This is a genomic window from Pseudoalteromonas sp. SG43-3 (assembly GCF_014164385.1).
In the GTDB taxonomy this organism is placed as follows: domain Bacteria; phylum Pseudomonadota; class Gammaproteobacteria; order Enterobacterales; family Alteromonadaceae; genus Pseudoalteromonas; species Pseudoalteromonas distincta.
Genome location: NZ_JACJFC010000027.1, coordinates 1 through 19,632, shown reverse-complemented (window position 1 = coordinate 19,632; position 19,632 = coordinate 1). Strand labels below are relative to the sequence as shown.

The 19,632-nt window shown below is 41.2% G+C and carries 14 protein-coding genes; 6 read left to right on the top strand and 8 right to left on the bottom strand.

The window, feature by feature from the left end; genetic code table 11:
• Positions 1–333 precede the first annotated feature (333 nt).
• The 6 genes from H5157_RS18520 to H5157_RS18495 form a co-directional block, all read right to left on the bottom strand.
• Positions 334–1,626 (bottom strand): HAMP domain-containing sensor histidine kinase, encoded by a 1,293-nt coding sequence (locus H5157_RS18520; protein WP_182725251.1) that lies wholly within the window; start codon positions 1,624–1,626, stop codon positions 334–336.
• Entirely contained in the window at positions 1,623–2,306 is a 684-nt protein-coding gene (locus H5157_RS18515) for a response regulator transcription factor (RefSeq protein WP_182725250.1), read from the bottom strand. The genes H5157_RS18520 and H5157_RS18515 overlap by 4 nt, the downstream gene beginning before the upstream one ends.
• Complete coding sequence (locus H5157_RS18510) at positions 2,306–5,494, bottom strand: efflux RND transporter permease subunit (protein WP_182725249.1); 3,189 nt, start codon at positions 5,492–5,494, stop codon at positions 2,306–2,308. The genes H5157_RS18515 and H5157_RS18510 overlap by 1 nt, the downstream gene beginning before the upstream one ends.
• A complete protein-coding gene (locus H5157_RS18505; protein WP_182725248.1) occupies positions 5,494–6,639 on the bottom strand; it encodes an efflux RND transporter periplasmic adaptor subunit in 1,146 nt (381 codons plus the stop codon). The genes H5157_RS18510 and H5157_RS18505 overlap by 1 nt, the downstream gene beginning before the upstream one ends.
• Positions 6,636–7,997, bottom strand: coding sequence for a TolC family protein (locus H5157_RS18500; RefSeq protein WP_182725247.1), 1,362 nt, complete (start codon positions 7,995–7,997; stop codon positions 6,636–6,638). The genes H5157_RS18505 and H5157_RS18500 overlap by 4 nt, the downstream gene beginning before the upstream one ends.
• 133 nt (positions 7,998–8,130) lie before the next feature.
• The gene (locus H5157_RS18495; RefSeq protein ID WP_220488585.1) at positions 8,131–9,048 is read right to left on the bottom strand and encodes a LysR family transcriptional regulator; all 918 of its coding nucleotides are present in this window, start codon (positions 9,046–9,048) and stop codon (positions 8,131–8,133) included.
• 80 nt (positions 9,049–9,128) lie between these two features.
• On the opposite strand from H5157_RS18495, the gene H5157_RS18490 reads away from it, so the two are divergent.
• The 3 genes from H5157_RS18490 (at position 9,129) to H5157_RS18480 (ending at position 11,949) form a co-directional block, all read left to right on the top strand.
• Entirely contained in the window at positions 9,129–10,268 is a 1,140-nt protein-coding gene (locus H5157_RS18490; RefSeq protein WP_182725246.1) for an alkene reductase, read from the top strand.
• Between the two features lie 245 nt (positions 10,269–10,513).
• Positions 10,514–11,278, top strand: coding sequence for a DUF6515 family protein (locus H5157_RS18485; protein ID WP_182725245.1), 765 nt, complete (start codon positions 10,514–10,516; stop codon positions 11,276–11,278).
• Between the two features lie 170 nt (positions 11,279–11,448).
• Positions 11,449–11,949: an RDD family protein gene (locus tag H5157_RS18480; protein ID WP_002962012.1), complete on the top strand. Its 501-nt coding sequence runs from the start codon at positions 11,449–11,451 to the stop codon at positions 11,947–11,949.
• Between the two features lie 80 nt (positions 11,950–12,029).
• On the opposite strand, the gene lptG is transcribed toward H5157_RS18480, so the two are convergent.
• Positions 12,030–13,097 (bottom strand): LPS export ABC transporter permease LptG, encoded by a 1,068-nt coding sequence (gene lptG / locus H5157_RS18475; protein ID WP_024603537.1) that lies wholly within the window; start codon positions 13,095–13,097, stop codon positions 12,030–12,032.
• Positions 13,094–14,206 carry an LPS export ABC transporter permease LptF gene (gene lptF / locus H5157_RS18470; RefSeq protein WP_002962016.1) on the bottom strand — a complete coding sequence of 371 codons (1,113 nt, stop codon included), beginning with the start codon at positions 14,204–14,206 and terminating at the stop codon, positions 13,094–13,096. Before lptF ends, lptG begins: the two co-directional genes overlap by 4 nt.
• 309 nt (positions 14,207–14,515) lie before the next feature.
• Between lptF and pepA the strand changes: the two genes are divergently transcribed.
• The 3 genes from pepA (at position 14,516) to H5157_RS18455 (ending at position 19,532) form a co-directional block, all read left to right on the top strand.
• A complete protein-coding gene (gene pepA / locus H5157_RS18465; protein ID WP_024595639.1) occupies positions 14,516–16,027 on the top strand; it encodes a leucyl aminopeptidase in 1,512 nt (503 codons plus the stop codon).
• 149 nt (positions 16,028–16,176) lie between these two features.
• A complete protein-coding gene (locus H5157_RS18460; RefSeq protein ID WP_024600719.1) occupies positions 16,177–16,623 on the top strand; it encodes a DNA polymerase III subunit chi in 447 nt (148 codons plus the stop codon).
• A 53-nt stretch (positions 16,624–16,676) separates the two neighbouring features.
• On the top strand, positions 16,677–19,532 hold the full coding sequence (locus tag H5157_RS18455) for a valine--tRNA ligase (protein ID WP_182725244.1): 2,856 nt from the start codon (positions 16,677–16,679) through the stop codon (positions 19,530–19,532).
• Positions 19,533–19,632 lie beyond the last annotated feature (100 nt).

The window sequence follows — 19,632 nt, the reverse complement described above, 5'->3', positions numbered from 1 at the left end:
TTACTATCACTAAGTTTTTTATATTCTCAGCGTTAAATTTAATATTTTTGAATATAAAAAAACCGCGCTAAAGCTTTTTTAAAAGTGCCTTAGCGCGGTTTTTATATTTCAAATCCAAGTAACCTAAACTCTGGATAATAAATCTATCTCAAGCAGCTATTTTCAGCGCTAACCGCGTTGAATCTACTTGCAATAGACCAGCTATTGACGCGTAAATTCGCCTTGTTTTCACTGAAAATCTCTAGCTAGAGAAAATAAATTTAAATATCACTATGATTCAATATGTTAGTAAATCTCTTAACCAGAGTTCAGGTTAAGTATTAAAAAAGCGTATTAACTAAAATCAACCACCACTTCATAACGCCCAGGCATGTCTTTTACTTCGTATACCCAACCGTGTCGTTTTATTATTTTTTCGCTTAACTCTAATCCTAAACCGTAGCCAATATTAGCGGGCTTGTTTGTGTTATTAGCACTGTGTGGCGTATCTGTTTGTGCGCTGCTATTTACTATAATTACACGGCTATCCTGCTGAGTAATTCGCACTTGCCCTTGTTGTGTATGCTGATACGCATTACGTATTAAGTTAGTAAGTACAATGTGACATGCGGTAGCTTCGGTATTAATAGTCGTATTTTGGTTATCGGTATTTATAAGTACATCAACTTGTTTTGAATTGAGTAAATAATCGAGTTCGTTACTCAAGGTCGTTATTTTTTCGGCTAGGTTTACGGGTTCTGGTGCACTTTGCTGGTCGTCATTTCTGCTAAGCCACAATAACGTCTCGGTTAAATCGCTCATGGTTAAACCGGCGCGCTCTATTCGCTGCAGTGTAAGGTGTTGTTTATCGCTTAAAGGTGCTTTTTCGCTTAAGCGGTTAAGTAATTCAACGTTGCTACGAATAACCGAAATTGGTGTACGTAACTCGTGGCTCGCATAACTTAAAAAGCGCTGTTCTCGCTCAAGGCTGTCGTGAGCAGAAAGCAAGCTACTGCGTATTAACGTTGCCAAGGTATTTAGTTCGTTATAGGTAAAGTCGGGCGGCGTGTTTTGTAAATTCTTTTGATTTAACGACTTAGCCCAACCGCGTAGTGACTCTACTGGCTTAGCTATTTTTTTCATTACCATAAACAAAAAGAAGGTAAATAAAGCAATTGCCGTAACCCCTGTTAACGCTATCCATGCCAACTTTTTTATAGGTTTATCGGGTGAGCTTTGTTTTTTAAGGCGCTCTTTTTCAAGCATAATACGTGATACGTAACGGGGCTCCCCTGCAGGGTTTTGAAAATACGCTACAAAATAGAGGTCTTCCGGCATTGAAAAAAACGATGGTTTTACTTTGCTTTTTTGCAATACGCCAATCTCTGTAGGCTTTGTAAAGCGTTGCTGAATTTCGCTTGGCATGTCTTCCCAGCGACTCGCTATTTTAAAGCCAATCATTTCTGCAGGTTCACCGTTTTTAACCTCAGTAGATTGCGAAAGCGCATGCATTACGCCATTTAACCCTCGGTCTAAGCCATCAATAAAATAATTAACACTTAAAAACGAAAAACCAATTGCCATTAATGAACTTAAAAGCACCATGGTGGCAAAAAAATACAACCTCAGGCTGGGTCTAATTTTCATGCTTGTGTCCCATTTTTTAATTTTAGCGCAAACCCTACACTGGGTATTGTTTCTAGTACGGCTTGGCAATGCGCTTGCTCTAGCTGTTTACGCAAATGATGAATATGCACTTTTAAGCTATTGCTGTCTGGCTGATCGTCTCCCCATATTGCTTGCATAATTACCTGTCGGGTTACCGGTTTTTGCTGCTCTCGCACAAGCACTTCTAATAACTTAAAAGTAATGGGTGATAACTTTAAACTGTGCGCAGCCACTGTTGCTGTATGCGCGGTTAAATTAAGTGTTAAATTAGTAAAGGTAAGTCGCTTAACCTCTCCACTTTTACGCTTTGCTAATACTTGAACCCGCGCTACTAGCTCTTTCATGGCAAATGGTTTTACTAAATAGTCGTCACTACCGGCTGCAAACCCCTCAAGCTTATTGTCGAGGCTATCGCGCGCTGTCAGCATTAATACAGGTATATCAATGCCTTGCTCACGCAATGATTTACACATGGTTAAACCGTCCATTTTGGGCATGTTTACATCTAATATAATCATTTGATATTGATTAAGTTCTATTAAATTTAAACCCATTACGCCATTGCTTGCATGGTCACACTCTATTGACTCAATTTCGAGATAATCAACAATGGTGGTTGCCAAATCTATGTCGTCTTCAACCAGTAGTACGTTTATCATTAAGAGGCTACTTCCTGCGTTTTATTTTTAGCACCTAGCGATATTAGCACAGCATCAATACCGCGTTTAGCATCGGTTTGAATCATCAATAATGCCGGTATAAGTATTAAGGTAATAACCGTGGCAAACAAAATACCATAGCCAAGTGATGCGGCAGCAGGAATTAAAAACTGTGCCTGCATTGAGGTTTCGCTAAGTAGCGGCACTAAGCCTGCGTACGTCGTAATTGAGGTAAGTAATACCGCACGTAATCGGCTCGTACACGACTCAACTATGGCATCGTGCGTGCTCATGCTCTCTTCTTTTACTAGTTCGTTAAAGCGTGAAACAAGTAATAAGCTGTCGTTTACAACTACCCCACTGAGCGCCAAAATACCATTTAACGACAATATACTAATGGTTAAGTCGTTCCACCAATGTCCTAAAATAGCGCCCACAATGCCAAACGGAATTGCTACCATAATCAACATAGGTTGAATGTACGATTTAAGCGGAATAGCCAGCAACACGTAAATAACTAATAAAGCTGCTACAAACATAGTGCTCATTGAGCTGGTGGTTTCGCTTTGTTGCTCTGCCTCTCCTGCAAAATACACACTTAAGTTAGGAAATTGCTGTGTTAACTCTGGAATTAAGTCGCGCTTTAAGTTAGCAACTAACTCGTTTGGAGCAATCACGTTTTTATCTACTTGGGCGCTTAAATAAATTGCACGAAGTCCATCAATGCGGGTTATTTCATCTTGCTGATATTCACTGCTTACTGTGGCTACGTTAACTAAAGGGACAACGGTGCCATCAGGCAGGCGAATACGCGACTGCATTATATCGGCAGGTGTTTTACGAGCATCTTCTGGGTAGCGTACACGTACTTTAACTTCGTCTTTATTACGTTGGTAGCGCTGTACAACTGCACCACCAAAGGCTTGCAGTACTTGCTTTGATAAACTAGCTGTATCCATGCCAAGCGCGCGCCCTTGTGCATTTAGGGTAAATTTAAGTTGTGGCTGACCTGGGTTTAAGTTGTCGTCTATTCCGTTAACGCCTGCGGTATTTTGTAAGCGCTCCTTAAATAGTGCGCCCGCCGCCATTACGGTTTCGTCGTCCCACGCTTTAAGCTCAACTTTAAAGTTATCAACCATTTTACGCGTGGCTAATATTTGTAATTTTTTACTGCCCTCAAGGCTACCTGCTACGCGCTGCCACTCTTGAGCAAATTCGCTTGCTGTAAAAGCGCCTTCGTTTAATAGCTCAACGCTTACGTCACCGCTGGTGTCGCTGCTACTAATGACTTGTAGGCTGGTTATTTCGCTTTTGTCAGAGTTCAACTTAGTCATTAAGTTTTGCTCAGCTTGTAATGCACTTTGCTCAAGCGTTAGTAAGTTTGTGTTTGTTTGCCCATAAGCGGCGTCGTTTTGCATAACCAAATCGGCTGTTACGGTATCGCCTGCAATACTTGGGAAAAAACCAACTTTAACTGTGCCTGTCATCGGCATGCCAATAACTAATATAAAAAAGGCGATAAACGCAGCCACTACGGCGTATCTAAAGCGCAGTGAAAATTCAATAACCTTGCAGTAAATGTTTTTACTAAACCAGCTTAAGCCGCTATCAGCACCATGTTGTATTTTTGACCACAGACCTGCTAAGCCTTTTTTAACTTGGCGTTTAGTACTAATGTGGGCTAAATGCGAGGGTAAAATAAGTTTTGATTCAACAACTGAAAGCAGTAAACAAATGGTCACTACAGTGGCAAATTGAGAATAAATTTTACCTAAGTTGCCCGACACATTCGAAAGCGCTACAAACGCAGCCACCGTGGTTAACACCCCAAATATTGTTGGCACAGCAACCTTCATGGTACCTAAAACTGTATTATTTAATGTATCGCCATGCTTTTTACGTGTGGTGTAAATACTCTCGCCTACAACAACGGCATCGTCTACCACTATGCCCAGCGCCATAATAAAACCAAAGGTGGTCATTTCGTTTATGGTTAGTGCGGTGTAGCCATCGGTCATAAAATAAAGCGTACCAAAAAATACAAACGGCAAGCCACCAGCAACCCACAGCGCTACGCGTACGTTTAAAAATATGGCAAGTATTACAAACACCATAATAATACCGGTCACGGCATTTTTAGTAAGTAGCGATAAACGCTCGGTGATCATGGTGCTTTTGTCGTGCCAGCTTTCAAGCTCTACGTTTTGAGGTAATAAACCGCTTTCGTGCCATTTATCTATTACGCTATTAGCTTGCTTAACAATGGTAGTTATATCGCTGTTATCGCCCATTAAAATTTCAACGCCTACGGCATTTTGTTGGTTATAACGGCTTAATGAGTTGCTATCTTCGGCAAATGAGTCGGTAACTGTGGCTACATCTCCTAACTTAATTTGTGTGCCTGATGCGGTTGTTAACAATACAATATTGGCAAAGTCGCGCTGCCAGTAAGCTTGGTCGGCGGCTTTTAAGCGTATAATTTTACTGCTATCGCGCAAACTAGTCGAAAGCGGGCTTGATGACTCATTATTAATGACCTCACTTACATCACTAATAGTTAAGCCATATGCTTGTAATTTACCTTCGTCGATTTCTATGGACATCATCGGGTCGAGCACACCTGATTGCTCTACGTCGCTAATGCCTGATTGCGCTAATAAATCGGCTTTAAGTTTTTCACCCAGGTTTTGTAATGTATGGCGATCTGCATCCCCAAAAAGTTGCAGCGTTAATGCATGATCTTGCCTACGGGCTTTATCAATAACAGGTTGCTCAGCATCTGCCGGAAAGTTATTAATAGCGTCAACTTGGTTTTTAACGTCAACAAGTAACTCATCGAGTGAGTAATCAGTACTTTTTTCAATGCTTACATGGCTACCGCTAGCATCGGATGTAGAGGTAATACGTTTAATACCCGATACGGTTTCGAGCGCTTCTTCTATTTTTAACGCTATTCCTTCTTCGGCTTGCAATGCATCGCCACTGTCGTAAACCACCGATACCGAAATAGTATCTGGTTCTAAACTCGGAAAAGCCTCTTTACGTAAAGTCGTAAGCGACATAATACCCATTACAATCACACTAACTAACAATAAGTTAGCGGCAACAGAGTTATTTGCAAACCAATTAATAATACCGTGCAGCGGGTTATTATTACTGGGTATTTGAGGTGGTTGATGAGGGCTCATTATTGTATCTCCTCAACTATTGGATTTACTTTCATGTCGTTTAAGTAACTAACAAGTGGGCGCGCCACCACTTTTAGATTTTTAGCACCATCTACTGGCGTAATATATACGTAATCCCCACGCTCAAATACTTTATTAGCGTGTGTGCTTACTAAGCTATTTTGATCATTTACGTACCAAATTAAGCCATCTTGAGATACCGCCGAAGCAGGCAGTTTTATTACGTTACTTAACTGCTTACCGGCAATTTCTACCGCTAAAAATGTACCAGGCAGTAACGGCGTTGTTTGCTCAAACGGTTTATCTAAGGCAACAATTACGCTGCGTTGGCGCGAGCTGTCATCAAGGTGTTGCTCAAAACGTGCAATATAACCGTTCCATTTAGTATTAGTGGTTACATCACTTAAAATAACATCGCCTGATTTATTATTTGCTAGGTTTTGCCACTGACTTAATGAAAGCGGCACCGTTATTTCTACTTTGTCAGTGCTGTTTAGCGTGGCAAGCGTATCGCCAATACTCACATAAGTACCTAAATCTATATCGCGCGATAAAATAACAGCGTCAAATGGTGCACTTAACTGGGTGTTATTTACATCACGCTGTGCGGTTTTAAGTGCATATCGTGCGTTATCGAGCGTAGCTTGCGCGGCTTCTAGTTGTAGCGTTCTAAATACAAGCGGCGAGCTTGGCGCTTGCGTAACGCCTGAGCGATCCCATTCACGTTTTGCTTGATTACCTAAATCTTGTTCTTCTTGCAGTGCTAGTTTTGCATCAGCCAATGTTGCTTTTGCGCTAGCTAGAGCTTGTAAGTATTCGGTGTCATCAATTTGTGCAAACACCTGCCCTTTAGTTATTAAGTTACCGGTCGAAAATTGCTCGCTCATACTGGTTACTTCGCCTTTAACTTGTGCTTTTAAGCTAAGTGACCAATGCGCTTTAGCTTCACCGTGGCTGCTAACATAAGCCTGATAAGTGCTCGGAGCTGCATTAATTACCGATACATTTGGGGCAATAGCTTTAATAGCGGCAGGTTGTGGACTATTTGCTTTTTCAGCCATTTTTTGACCGTTATACATAATAGCAAGCCCTATACAAACAATAGCAACAAGCGTTACAACAACCGGTGTTGGCGAAATTTTCATGACGATACTCCAAGGCCCAAAGCGAGGCCTAAATCTATGCGGTTAGTTAAAAGGGTGTAGTTTATTTGGCTAAGCTGGGCTTGCAGGTCGTATACTTTTTGTTGCACTGTTAGCAAATCTAAAATATCAACCAAACCTTGTTGATACTTACTTTGATAGTTACTAAAGCTGCGTTTAGCGCTAGCAAGTGCATTGCTAATTTGCAGTTGCTGGTCGGTTAATGATTGCTCCTGCCCGAGTGCATTTTCAACTTCGTTTACCGCACTTAGCAGCGTATCTTGGTACTGCCAAAACGCTTGCTCGGCATTTAATTTTGCAATATCAACTTGCGCACGCAGTGCTCCACCTTCAAATAAAGGGGCACTTAAACTGCCTAATAAACTCCACACTGGGCTAGTTAATAATGCTTGGCTTGGCGTGCTTGCTAAATCACTCAGTGATGCCGAAAGCGAAATACTCGGTAGTAGCTCTTTGTACGATACATCAACCAAGTAATGCTTTGCCTGAATGTTGTAATAGGCACTTTGTAAGTCAGGTCGGCGCGCTAAATCTTGCTCTGGTAAGGTACTTAATGGCTCAATAACGCTTGGTAGAGTTAATGTACTTGGCAGGTTTTGAAGTTTATCAGTGCCTACAATTAGCATTAAAGCACGCTTTGCTTTTGCTATTTGTTCTTTGTAATCGGCAATGGTCGCGCGGGTAGATGCCGTGCTAGTACGGGCGGTATCAAGCGCTTCTAAATCACCTAACCCATATTGGTAGCGCTCTACAATACTTTGCTCATTATTTTGTAAAACAACTAAACGTTGCTGCTCTATATCGAGCAAATTTTGCTGCAAAATAATATTTAAATAAGTACGAATAACACTCGCTACTAATGTGTCTTTAGCACCTTGATAAGTAGCTTGGTTACTGGCAATAGTCATATCTTGCGCGGCTACATTGTCAGCAATTTTTTGCCATATATCAGCTTCCCAACTTATACCTACTGATGAGCTATATTGCGTGCCTTCGGTTTCACTGCGCTGCGCGTCAAATCCCGCATCTACACTAAACCACTGACTTGCAGCGGTTACACCACGCTGCGCATAAGCTAGTTTTAATGCAACATGCACTTGATTAAACGATGGATTATTAGTAACAGCTTGCTCAATAAGCGAATCAAGCCCTTCTATATTCACCAAATCGGTAATGTAATTTACGTGCTGTGCGTTACTTTGCGTGTACTGCCAGTTTGTATGTTGTTTTAGCGACTGCTCAGTACTATTACCTTGATAGCTTGGCTGACTACTACATGCAGCAAGCGTACAACTAAGTGCAAGTAAAAAACCGGTTGAGTGCTTTTTAAAATAAACCATTTAACTATGCCTAATTCGTACTATTACACATAGCTTATTAGGTCGAGGGTTAAGGAGGGGTTAAATGATTTAATCTAAATATTGGGTTGCTAATTTAACAGTAAAAAGTAGTCACTTTAGATGTTTTATATCGTTATAAGTTTTGTAATTGCTCTATCAACCATTTATGAATAGGGCTGTTATTAGTACGCGGATGCCATGCGGCTATTACTTTAAATGTAGGGGGCAGAGCTTCTATTTTTAGCTGTTTAACTTTGCTGTTTGGTAATAATCTTGATGGGTAAAACGCGAGCATATCGGTTGTATGTAAAATGTCGGGCACCGCAGAAAAACTTGGTACCGACATTACAATATTACGTTTTAGCCCTTGGCTTTCAAACCACTGATCGTGCGATCCGCGCAAATTTGCACGAGATGGCGACACCACTAGCTGTGGATGCTTTGCAAATTGCGCCAAACTCAAAGGTTCAGTGTAAGTCGTGTTACCTATACCGGTAATACACAAATGTTGTTCTTCAAACAAAGTGATATAAGAAAGGTTGTCGGGTATAAATTCTGGAAAGCTTATCAGCAAATCAAGCTCGCCTGCCGTTATAAGTTGATTAACGTTATCTGATGCAAAGTCGCGCACAATCAACTTTAAACCTGGCGCTTCGCGGCGGGTAATATTAAATAATTGTGGCAATAAGGCCTGCGTGGCGTAGTCGGTTGCGCTTATGGTAAACACACCTTTATAAGTTTGCGGGCTAAACTGCTCGGGCTCTAGTAACGACTCTAATTGCTTTAAAATATGATTAACAGGCGCCTTGAGTCCTTGCGCTTTAGGAGTAGCAACCATGTTATTGCCTTGGCGTATAAACAAGCGATCGTCAAATAAGTCTCGTAGTTTTCGTAGTTGCTCACTAATAGCTTGTTGCGTTAACCCCATTTTTTTGGCTACTTGTGAAAGATTTTGCAGTTCTAATAAGCTACTGAGTACTCTTAACTGTTTTATATCGAGCCGACTGATACCATTCATAATTGTATGCTGCACAAAAAAGTGTTGTTTCAAATTGTATCCTTAAATCTCTATGCTGCCAATGTTGCTTAACCACTATTTAAGCCTTTGTTTGCTTTATAAGAGAATTTAAAATGAAATCAGAATTAGTTAATACCGCCCCTTTATTCTCATCAATTGAGCTTGGCCCTTTTACACTTAAAAACCGTATTGTGATGCCACCTCTTACTCGCTCTCGCAGCACTCAGCCTGGCAATATTCCTAATGAATTAATGGCTGAGTATTATGCGCAGCGGGCATCGGCTGGTTTTATGGTTACCGAAGGCACACAAATAGAACCTCGTGGACAAGGCTACGCTTGGACCCCAGGTATTCACTCGCAAGCACAAATTGAAGGCTGGAAAAAAGTAACACACGCGGTACACGCTAAAGGCGGTGTTATTTTTGCTCAGCTTTGGCATGTAGGGCGCGTATCGCACGCCACACTACAACCAAATTCAGGTAAACCGGTTGGTCCTTCAGACATTGCAGCTGACAATGTAAAAGTATTTATTGAAACCGCACCTGGTGAAGGCGCATTGGCTGACCCAAGTGAGCCTCGTGCGCTAACAACAACTGAAGTTGGCGAACTGGTAAACATGTATGCTCAAGCTGCACGCAATGCTCTAGAAGCTGGCTTTGATGGTGTGGAGCTTCATTGTGCTAACGGCTATTTAGTTAATCAGTTTATTTCTGAGCATACTAATAACCGTGACGATCAATACGGTGGAACGCTTAGTAATCGCCTGCGCTTTTTAAAAGAGATAGTTGAAGCGGTAAGTGACGTTGTAGGCTCTGATCGTTTAGGTGTTCGCTTTGCTCCTTTATTTGAAAGCACAGATGAAACACGAGTGTATTTAGGACTTGTTGAATCAAACCCTCATCACACTTATATCCAGGCCGTTAAAGTGCTTGAGCAAGCAGGTATTGCTTACTTATCGATTGCGGAAGCTGATTGGGATAACGCTCCCGATTTACCACAAGAATTTTATAAAGCAGTCCGAGCTGAATTTTCAGGGCGCATTATTTATGCAGGTAAATACACAGTAGAAAAAGCAGTGCGTATTTTAGGTGAAGGTTACGGTGACTTATTTGCATTTGGTCGCCCATTTATAGCTAACCCTGATTTACCAGAGCGTATAGCAAATAATTGGACGTTTAACGAAGCTGATGCAGCCACTATGTATGGCGGTACTGAAGTAGGTTATAGCGATTATCCTTTTTATCAAAAGTAATTAACCAGCAAAGCCAAGGAAGGCTTAATTACTAATTTAATAGCCATTTTTTATGACACCACTAATCATTTTGGTGTATTAAAACGTTCCTAAAATCGTCAAAAACTAGAGATTATGTCAAGAACCGTCAGTAAAATGTAAAAAGCTGTAAGCATAACTCCGTTTGCTGTTGTATGTCAGTTAACATTCAGTTTGAGCCGCTAGTATTGAACCCAGTTATGTAAAAACATAAACGAGGCAATATTATGAAACTTACTTTTTTACTACCTGCCCTGCTCGCCATTGGCGCAGTATCAGGCTCTGCGCTTGGAGCACAAAACGAGCGAGAGAATGATAAAAGCTTTAAACGCGATCACGACAAACGTGTTGAATATAAACGCGATGAACGCCGCCATGAAAAAAAGCAGCGTATTGAGCATAAAAAAGAAAAACGAGAAGACCGTAAGCAAGAAAAACGTAAACTTGCTAAGTACAAACAGGAAAAGCGTGAACTACACCGCTACAACCAGCGAAAATATAACTACTTAACAAGCCATCACAATTCAGTCCCTTACAGACAAAATCGATTTATAAACCATTTACCACGCAATAGCGCATCAATCAGATTTAATGGTATTTCGTTTACGTTTAACGACGGCCTTTATTACCGTAAAGCTAAAAGAGGCTACCATGTTGTTAAACCACCTAGAGGCCTGCGTATAAATACGCTACCAAGAAATTACAGGCATTTTAAACACCATAATACGACTTACTACACTTATCAAAATGTGTACTACATTGCAGATAATAATGGTTATACGGTTGTTGATGAGCCATCAACTCGCCTTAATCAGGCAATAAAAGTGGGTAATGTGAATGACTATAGCTTGGGCCAAACTTACGATTCATTGCCTCAGACAGCACAGGCCGTAATAATTAACTCACAGCAGTATTTTAAATACGGCGATATTTATTTTTTACCGCAAATAAGTGGTGACGACATAAAATACCTTGCCATAAAGCTAGGTTAAACTCGCTATAAATTAAAAGGCCTTACTGTAAATAGTAGGGTCTTTTTCATTCCCCTCCGTAGGTAGTAATTTACAGCAATAAAATCAATTCTCTCTAAACATTAACATGTCTTAGTATTTGTAAGCTTTTTTGTTAAACTAGCTCGCATATTAATAGTGAGAGTGTATTTATGTCGGGTGAGTTTCCACGTGCTGGTTTTTGGCGCCGTTTTGCGTCGTTGGTCTACGATACGTTAGCCATTATTGCGTTTGCGATGTTAACTGTAGTGCTGTATTTATTTGCAGTACAGGGGCTTATTTCTCTCGATGTAATTAGTTTAAATGGCGCAGAGGATGTATCTGCATTTATTCAAAATTCAAATCTTCTTTCGGGTATTCGTACCGCTCTTTTAATTATTGTTAGCTTAGTATTTTTTGGCTACTTTTGGACTAAAAGCGGGCAAACCATTGGCATGCGTGCATGGCGTTTAAAAGTACAAACTCTTGAAGGTAATTTAATTAGCTGGCCGCAATCAATTATCCGCAGCGTTAGCGCTTTACTCGGTCTAGGTAATTTGGTGGTGTTAGTCGATTTTAAAAACAAAAAAGCACTGCAAGATTACATCTCTAAAACAGAAGTTATTGCACTTACTAAAGAAGAAAACAGACGTATTTATAGTGAGCTTGATTAATACCAGCTTTCCAAAACTGGTAATTAAAAAGCAAAAAGGGTGACTACTGGTCACCCTTTTTAATGCTTTGAATAGGTACTCTATACCCGTTTATTCATCAAATATGTCGCAAAGCCTATAAATATAATACTGGGCAATACCGCACCTATAATGGCAGGTATTTGGTAAACCATAACTACAGGGCCAAATATTTCATTAGTTAAATGAAACACGATCCCCGTTACAACACCCATAATAATACGTGCGCCCATAGTAACGGTTCGCAGCGGGCCAAATATAAACGAGAGCGCCACCAGCAGCATTACCGCTACAGATACAGGCTGCATAAGCTTACGCCACAGTGCAAGCTCGTAGGTACTAGTGTCTTGTTCGTTTTGCTCTAAGTAAGTTAAATACGACCAAAGCCCAGTAAATGAAAGTGACTCTGGTTTTACCGAAACAACTCCTAACTTTTCAGCGGTCAATTGTGAAGGGTAAAACTCTTCTGGTAGTTGCTCTGTTGTGGTTTTTTCGCTCGTAATAATAACCTTATTTACATCACGAAGTAGCCAGCCTTCTTTTCGGCTCAGTGCATCTTTTGCTTTAGTGATTTGGGTAAGCTCTAACGATTTGTCAAAGTGGTACATGTGTACCCCGTTGAGCCTGCCGTTTTCGTCAACATCTTCAATATTAATAAAATTGCTGCCGTCTTTAGCCCATACACCTTTTTGTGTGTTAAATACATCGCCGCCATGTATTGCTTGGTTACGCATTTCTTTGGCGTGTAATTGCGCTTCAGGTGCACCCCATTCGCCAAGTGCCATCATGCATACAGCCATAAATATAGCCGTTTTCATCACAGAGCCAATTATTTGTAAGCGCGACATACCAGCCGCTTGCATCACTACCAGCTCACTGTTTGAGGCAAGTGCCCCCAACCCCGTTAAGCCACCAATTAGCGCAGCCATCGGAAAAAACACCACTAAATCGCCAGGTATTGTGTAAAGCGTGTAAAGCATTGCGGTCATTAAATCGTAACTGCCACGCCCTACCGACTTTAGCTGGTCGATAAACTTAATTAAGGTGCTAATACCAACAAGTACCAACAATGCAAAGCCGGTAGTTTGTAAAATACTGCGGCCTAAATACCAATCAAGCGTTTTCATCATGAGCCTAACTCCCGCTTAGTTACAACGGCTTTAAGCCAAGCGCCCAACGGTCGCCCTTTTATAATTAATAATCCACCTATAAACAAGGCACTTAGGTGAATCCACCACAAGCCAATTGAAGGCGGAATTTTGCCATCTTCAACTGCAAATTTAGCGGCATTTAATAAAATAAAATAGCCTAAGTACAAGCTTATAGCAGGTACTAGTTTTGCAAATTTACCTTGACGAGGATTAACCACACTTAGCGGTACTGCCAGTAAGGTAAGTAACGGAATTGATAACGGAATAGCGAGTCGCCACTGCCATTGAGCAATAGATTCTGGAGTATTAATGGCGAGTAATTGATTAGTAGGCACAGCCTCTAATTTACGGCGTTGGTGCTCTATTTCTTGTTCTCGTATTTGTACGCTGTAACCATCAAATTCTGTTAAGTTAAGTGCAGGCGTTGTGCCATCTGTTTCGTAACGTTTACCATCTGTTAGCACGAGCTGTTGCTCACCATTTACTGCTTCAACCACAACACCTTGCTCTGCATATACTAAGCGCGCTAGGTTGCCTTTTTCGCTATCGGGTAACTGTGCAACAAATACCTTATTGAGCTCTTTGCCACCCTTTTCAATATTATGAATAAACACCACGGCTTTTTCGTTACCGGTTTCTTGGAACCGCCCAGCTCTGAGTGCGGATAGCCCCGCATCGGCTTTGGCTTGTTCTTTTAATTGATACTCTTGCTCGCTTGCCCACGGCGCTATATACATAGTCAGTGCTGCGGCTAATATAGCAAGCCCTACACTTGATATAAGTGTTACGCGCACAACATACCATTCACTTACGCCACAGGCTTTAAGTACGGTCATTTCGCTATCGGCGTAAATACGGCTGTAGGCTAAAATAATGCCTAAAAATATACTCAGCGGAAGTATTAGCGAGGCTAGTTGTGGAAGTTTTAGTGCAATCATCGATAGCACTAATTTAGCAGGAATGCTGCCCTCAGAGGCATCACCTAAAATACCAACTAACTTTTGTGACAAAAATATTGTCATCAAAGTTAAAAATACGGCGACCTGCGATTTTAAAACCTCAGCGGTCAAATAACGGAAAATTAGCAATGCTCGCCCCTGTTAAACATGGAATTTCACTACGATAGTGAGAATTGAATAGTTAAATAGCTATTTTACCCAATTAATACCGGCAAATAGGCTATTATTATAAGCCATCAAAATTAATTATCCTACCTAAGTGCACGATATAATGTTGCATTAGTAGCCCTTAAGCATATAAAGTTCAATTACACAGTAAGAGTCTAACAAAATCAGCTAAAATAAGAATTATCCTTACATAAGTTACGTAGATAAGACTAGAAAATACTTTTTTAGCCCCAACTTAGTAACTTAAACGACTCAAAACCAGGAGTAACAATGGAATTTAACGTAAAAAGTGGTAGCCCAGAAAAACAGCGCAGCGCATGTATTGTGGTTGGCGTTTACGAGCCACGTAGGTTATCCCCCATTGGTGAACAACTCGATAAAATTAGTGATGGTTATATCTCTAATTTACTTCGCCGTGGCGATTTAGAAGGTAAGCCAGGCCAAGTTTTATTATTGCATCATGTACCTAATGTATTAAGCGAGCGCATATTGCTTGTTGGTTGTGGTAAAGAGCGTGAGCTTGATGATAAGCAATATAAACAAATCATTTCTAAAACTATTAATACCTTAAACGAAACGGGCTCTATGGAAGCAGTCTGCTTTTTAACAGAGCAACACGTTAAAGGTCGCGACACCTACTGGAAAGTACGTCAGGCAGTTGAGACAACGCAAGACTGCTTATATACGTTCAACCAACTGAAAAGTAAAAAAGTAGACCCTCGCCGTCCACTGCGTAAAATGGTGTTTAACGTACCAACACGACGCGAACTAACTATTGGCGAAAGCGCTATTGAGCATGGTTTAGCCATTGCAGCAGGTAGTAAGCTATGTAAAGACGTAGCTAATATGCCACCAAATATTTGTAATCCTGTGTACTTAGGTGAACAAGCACAAGAGCTGGCAACTGATTTTGACAACATCACTGTTGATCTTATTGACGAAAAGCAAATGGCAGAACTTGGTATGAATTCTTACCTAGCTGTTGGCCGAGGTAGTGATAACGAATCGATTATGTCGATTATTAACTACAAAGGCGCCGCTGATGACCAAGCCCCTATTGTACTTGTTGGTAAAGGTCTAACGTTTGATTCAGGCGGTATTTCATTAAAACCAGGCGAAGGCATGGACGAAATGAAATACGACATGGGCGGAGCAGCAGGCGTTATTGGCGCAATGCGTGCACTTGCACAAATGCAATTGCCGATTAACGTTATTGGTGTTTTAGCGGGTTGTGAAAACATGCCTGGCTCAAATGCGTATCGTCCAGGTGATATTTTAACAACAATGTCAGGGCAAACAGTTGAAGTATTAAACACCGACGCTGAAGGCCGCTTAGTATTATGTGACGCACTAACATATGTTGAACGCTTTAATCCAGATACGGTTATTGACGTAGCAACGCTAACTGGCGCGTGTATTGTAGCCCTTGGCGCGCATGCTACTGGTTTACTATCAAACCATAACCCACTTGCGCACGATTTATTAAAAGCGTCTGAGCAAAGTGGCGACCGTGCATGGCAGTTACCGTTATGGGATGACTATCAAGATCAACTAGAAAGCCCATTTGCTGACTTTACGAACTTAGGTGGACGCTCTGCGGGTACTATTACTGCGGCATGTTTCTTATCTAAATTTACTAAAAAGTATAATTGGGCACATTTAGATGTTGCCGGTACAGCGTGGCGCAGTGGCGCTAAAAAAGGCGCAACGGGCCGTCCTGTTCCTATGCTTACTCAGTATTTATTAAATCGAGCGGGTGTAAGCGAAGCTACGCACGATTAATAATCTATTTAGCTATTTATAAGGCGCCATTTGGCGCCTTATTTATTTGTGTATTAATTGAAGCAAACCCCGTTATATGGCAAAATCTGCCTCTTAATTTATGTATATCAATTTGGTATACATTCAATGTCATGGGAAACCCCGATACAATGAACATGAACGCTAAATTTTTCGTTCTAAAGCAACAAGATGAGTTAACAGCTAAGGCTGACGATCATTTTGCTTTGGCTGCTCAAATTGCGGCCGATCAGTATCGAAATGGGCAGCGTGTGTTTATTTGTGTTAACGATAATGAAGCAGCCTGTGCCATTGATGAAATAATTTGGGCATTCGATCCAGATAGTTTTGTGCCACATAATTTACAAGGTGAAGGCCCTAAAGGCGGCGCACCTGTAGAAATTGGTATTACGCCACCTGTTGGCAATCGTAAAGTTTTAATTAACTTGGCTACTCAGTTACCGGATTACATTCGTCGGTTTAACCAAGTTTTTGATTTTGTACCCGTAGAAGCAGCTGCTAAACAGGCAGCCCGCGAGCGTTTTAAAAAGCTACGCCAACTCGGTGCCAATCTCACCACGCAAGATATTAATAGCTAGCCAATCAGGCAAACTAACCAACTAATTTAAGTACTTATTTAAGGTTCTGTGTAATGGATAAAACCTACAATCCGCAAGATATTGAACAGTCTCTATATCAAGACTGGGAACAAAAAGGCTACTTTAAGCCATCTGGCAAAGGCGTACCATATTCAATTATGATTCCGCCGCCAAATGTCACTGGTAGCTTACACATGGGCCACGCCTTCCAAGATACAATAATGGATACCCTAACGCGTTTTAAACGTATGCAAGGTAACAACACATTATGGCAAGTAGGTACTGACCACGCAGGTATTGCAACGCAAATGTTGGTTGAGCGTAAACTGCATGCCGAAGAAGGCAAAACACGCCACGATTTAGGCCGCGAAGATTTTATTAATAAAATCTGGGAATGGAAAAAAGAATCTGGCGGTACTATCACTAAGCAGCTTCGTCGCCTTGGCGCATCGGTTGATTGGGATCGTGAACGCTTTACCATGGATGATGGTTTATCTGAAGCTGTTAAAGAAGTGTTTGTACGCCTCCATAAAGAAAACCTAATTTACCGAGGCAAGCGCCTAGTAAACTGGGATCCAAAATTACACACGGCTATTTCTGATCTTGAAGTTGAAAACAAAGACAAGCAAGGCCACATGTGGAACTTACGTTACCCATTAGCTGATGGCGTTACAACACAAGACGGAAAAGACTACATAGTAGTAGCAACAACACGTCCTGAAACCATGTTGGGTGACTCAGGTGTTGCAGTAAATCCTGATGATGAGCGCTACACAGATTTAATTGGTAAAGAGATTTTATTACCTATCGTAAATCGTCGTATCACCATTGTTGCAGATGAACACGCTGATAAAGACAAAGGCACAGGTTGTGTAAAAATCACCCCAGCTCACGACTTTAACGATAACGAAGTGGGCAAGCGTCATCAAATGCCGATGATCAACATTTTCGATAAAGACGCCGCTATCCTTACTCAAGGTGAAACATACACCTTTGACGGTAAAGAGCTTGAGTTTGACGCGCCAATTCCAGGGCGCTTGCACGGGCTTGATCGCTTTGCTGCACGTAAAGCGATTATCGCAGAATTTGAAGAACTTGGTTTACTTGAAAAAATCGAAGACCATGCGTTAACGGTACCTTACGGTGACCGCTCTGGCGTGGTAATCGAGCCACTGCTTACCGACCAATGGTATGTACGTGTTGCACCACTTGCTGAACCTGCAAAAGACGCTGTTAAAAACGGCGACATTCAATTTGTACCTAAGCAATACGAAAACATGTACTTCTCGTGGATGAACGACGTACAAGATTGGTGTATTTCACGCCAGCTTTGGTGGGGTCACCGTATCCCAGCTTGGTACGACAGTGAAGGCAATGTATTTGTTGGTCGCGACGAAGCCGAAGTTCGCCGCGAAAACAACATTGCAGATAACGTAACACTAAGCCAAGACGAAGACGTACTTGATACGTGGTTCTCGTCAGCACTTTGGACGTTCTCTACACAAGGTTGGCCAGAAAATACCGATGATTTAAAAACCTTCCACCCGTCTGATGTGCTGGTAACTGGTTTTGATATTATTTTCTTCTGGGTTGCGCGTATGATTATGATGACGCTGCACTTTATAAAAGACGAAAATGGCAAACCACAAGTTCCGTTTAAAACCGTATATGTAACGGGCTTAATACGTGATGACAATGGCGATAAAATGTCTAAGTCAAAAGGTAACGTACTTGACCCACTAGACATGATTGACGGCATTGAACTTGAAGACCTAGTACAAAAACGTACTGGTAACATGATGCAGCCAAAACTTGCCGCTAAAATTGAAAAAGATACGCGTAAAGTATTTGCAGGCGGTATTGAGGCACACGGCACCGACGCCCTTCGCTTTACACTTGCTGCAATGGCATCTACCGGTCGTGATATTAACTGGGACATGAACCGCCTTGAAGGTTACCGTAACTTCTGTAATAAATTATGGAACGCGAGCCGTTACGTATTAATGAATACAGAAGAGCAAGACTGTGGTTTTGCAAACGATGCACAAAAAGAGCTTTCATTAGCTGACCGCTGGATTTTAGGTCAATTTGAGTCAACAGTTAAAACATACACTGAACACCTTGATAACTATCGTTTTGACTTAGCTGCTAACACGCTTTACGAATTCACTTGGAACCAGTTCTGTGATTGGTACTTAGAGCTAACTAAGCCGGTATTATTTAAAGGTAATGAAGCACAGCAACGTGGTACACGTAATACACTTATTACCGTACTTGAAAGCTTACTGCGTTTAATGCACCCAATGATGCCGTACATCACTGAAACTATTTGGCAACGTGTTGCACCTCTTGCAGGCCTTGAAACAACAAACACCAGCATTATGGTTCAGCCGTTCCCTGTATATAATGAAGCAAGCGTTGATGCTAAAGCGATGGACGACTTAGAGTGGGTTAAACAATTCATTTTAGCTATTCGTAATATTCGTGGTGAAATGGATATTAGCCCAAGTAAACCGCTTAGCATATTACTTGCTAATGCATCAAGCGACGACGTGCGCCGTATTGAAGAAAACAAATCATTTTTAGCATCACTTGCAAAAATTGAAGAGTTTACAATGCTTGAAAACAAAGACGACGCACCTGCATGTGCAACGTCTTATGTTGGCAACCTTGAGATCATGATCCCAATGGCGGGCTTAATTGATGTAGAAGCCGAGCTTTCACGTATTAATAAGCAACTCGAAAAAGCAGAAAAAGGCCTAGCACAAGTGCAAAACAAACTCGCTAACGAAAAGTTTGTTAATAACGCACCTGAAGCGGTACTTGCTAAAGAAAATGCAAAACTGGCTGAGTTTAGCGATGCTAAAACTAAGCTACTTGAGCAAAAAACTAAAATAGAAAGTTTATAAGCTTTCGTAAAATGCCTATTAACACTATTTAATAGGCATTAAAAAAGCCGCTCACTTTAATTAAAGTGAGCGGCTTTTTTGTGCCCTGTGATTAACCACG

What these genes read in the sequence shown, in the direction of transcription:
- H5157_RS18520 (WP_182725251.1), bottom strand. Translation starts at nt 1,626, where the DNA reads ATGAAAATTAGACCCAGCCTGAGGTTGTATTTTTTTGCCACCATGGTG.
- H5157_RS18515 (WP_182725250.1), bottom strand. Translation starts at nt 2,306, where the DNA reads ATGATAAACGTACTACTGGTTGAAGACGACATAGATTTGGCAACCACC.
- H5157_RS18510 (WP_182725249.1), bottom strand. Translation starts at nt 5,494, where the DNA reads ATGAGCCCTCATCAACCACCTCAAATACCCAGTAATAATAACCCGCTG.
- H5157_RS18505 (WP_182725248.1), bottom strand. Translation starts at nt 6,639, where the DNA reads ATGAAAATTTCGCCAACACCGGTTGTTGTAACGCTTGTTGCTATTGTT.
- H5157_RS18500 (WP_182725247.1), bottom strand. Translation starts at nt 7,997, where the DNA reads ATGGTTTATTTTAAAAAGCACTCAACCGGTTTTTTACTTGCACTTAGT.
- H5157_RS18490 (WP_182725246.1), top strand. Translation starts at nt 9,129, where the DNA reads ATGAAATCAGAATTAGTTAATACCGCCCCTTTATTCTCATCAATTGAG.
- H5157_RS18485 (WP_182725245.1), top strand. Translation starts at nt 10,514, where the DNA reads ATGAAACTTACTTTTTTACTACCTGCCCTGCTCGCCATTGGCGCAGTA.
- H5157_RS18480 (WP_002962012.1), top strand. Translation starts at nt 11,449, where the DNA reads ATGTCGGGTGAGTTTCCACGTGCTGGTTTTTGGCGCCGTTTTGCGTCG.
- lptG (WP_024603537.1), bottom strand. Translation starts at nt 13,097, where the DNA reads ATGATGAAAACGCTTGATTGGTATTTAGGCCGCAGTATTTTACAAACT.
- pepA (WP_024595639.1), top strand. Translation starts at nt 14,516, where the DNA reads ATGGAATTTAACGTAAAAAGTGGTAGCCCAGAAAAACAGCGCAGCGCA.
- H5157_RS18460 (WP_024600719.1), top strand. Translation starts at nt 16,177, where the DNA reads ATGAACATGAACGCTAAATTTTTCGTTCTAAAGCAACAAGATGAGTTA.
- H5157_RS18455 (WP_182725244.1), top strand. Translation starts at nt 16,677, where the DNA reads ATGGATAAAACCTACAATCCGCAAGATATTGAACAGTCTCTATATCAA.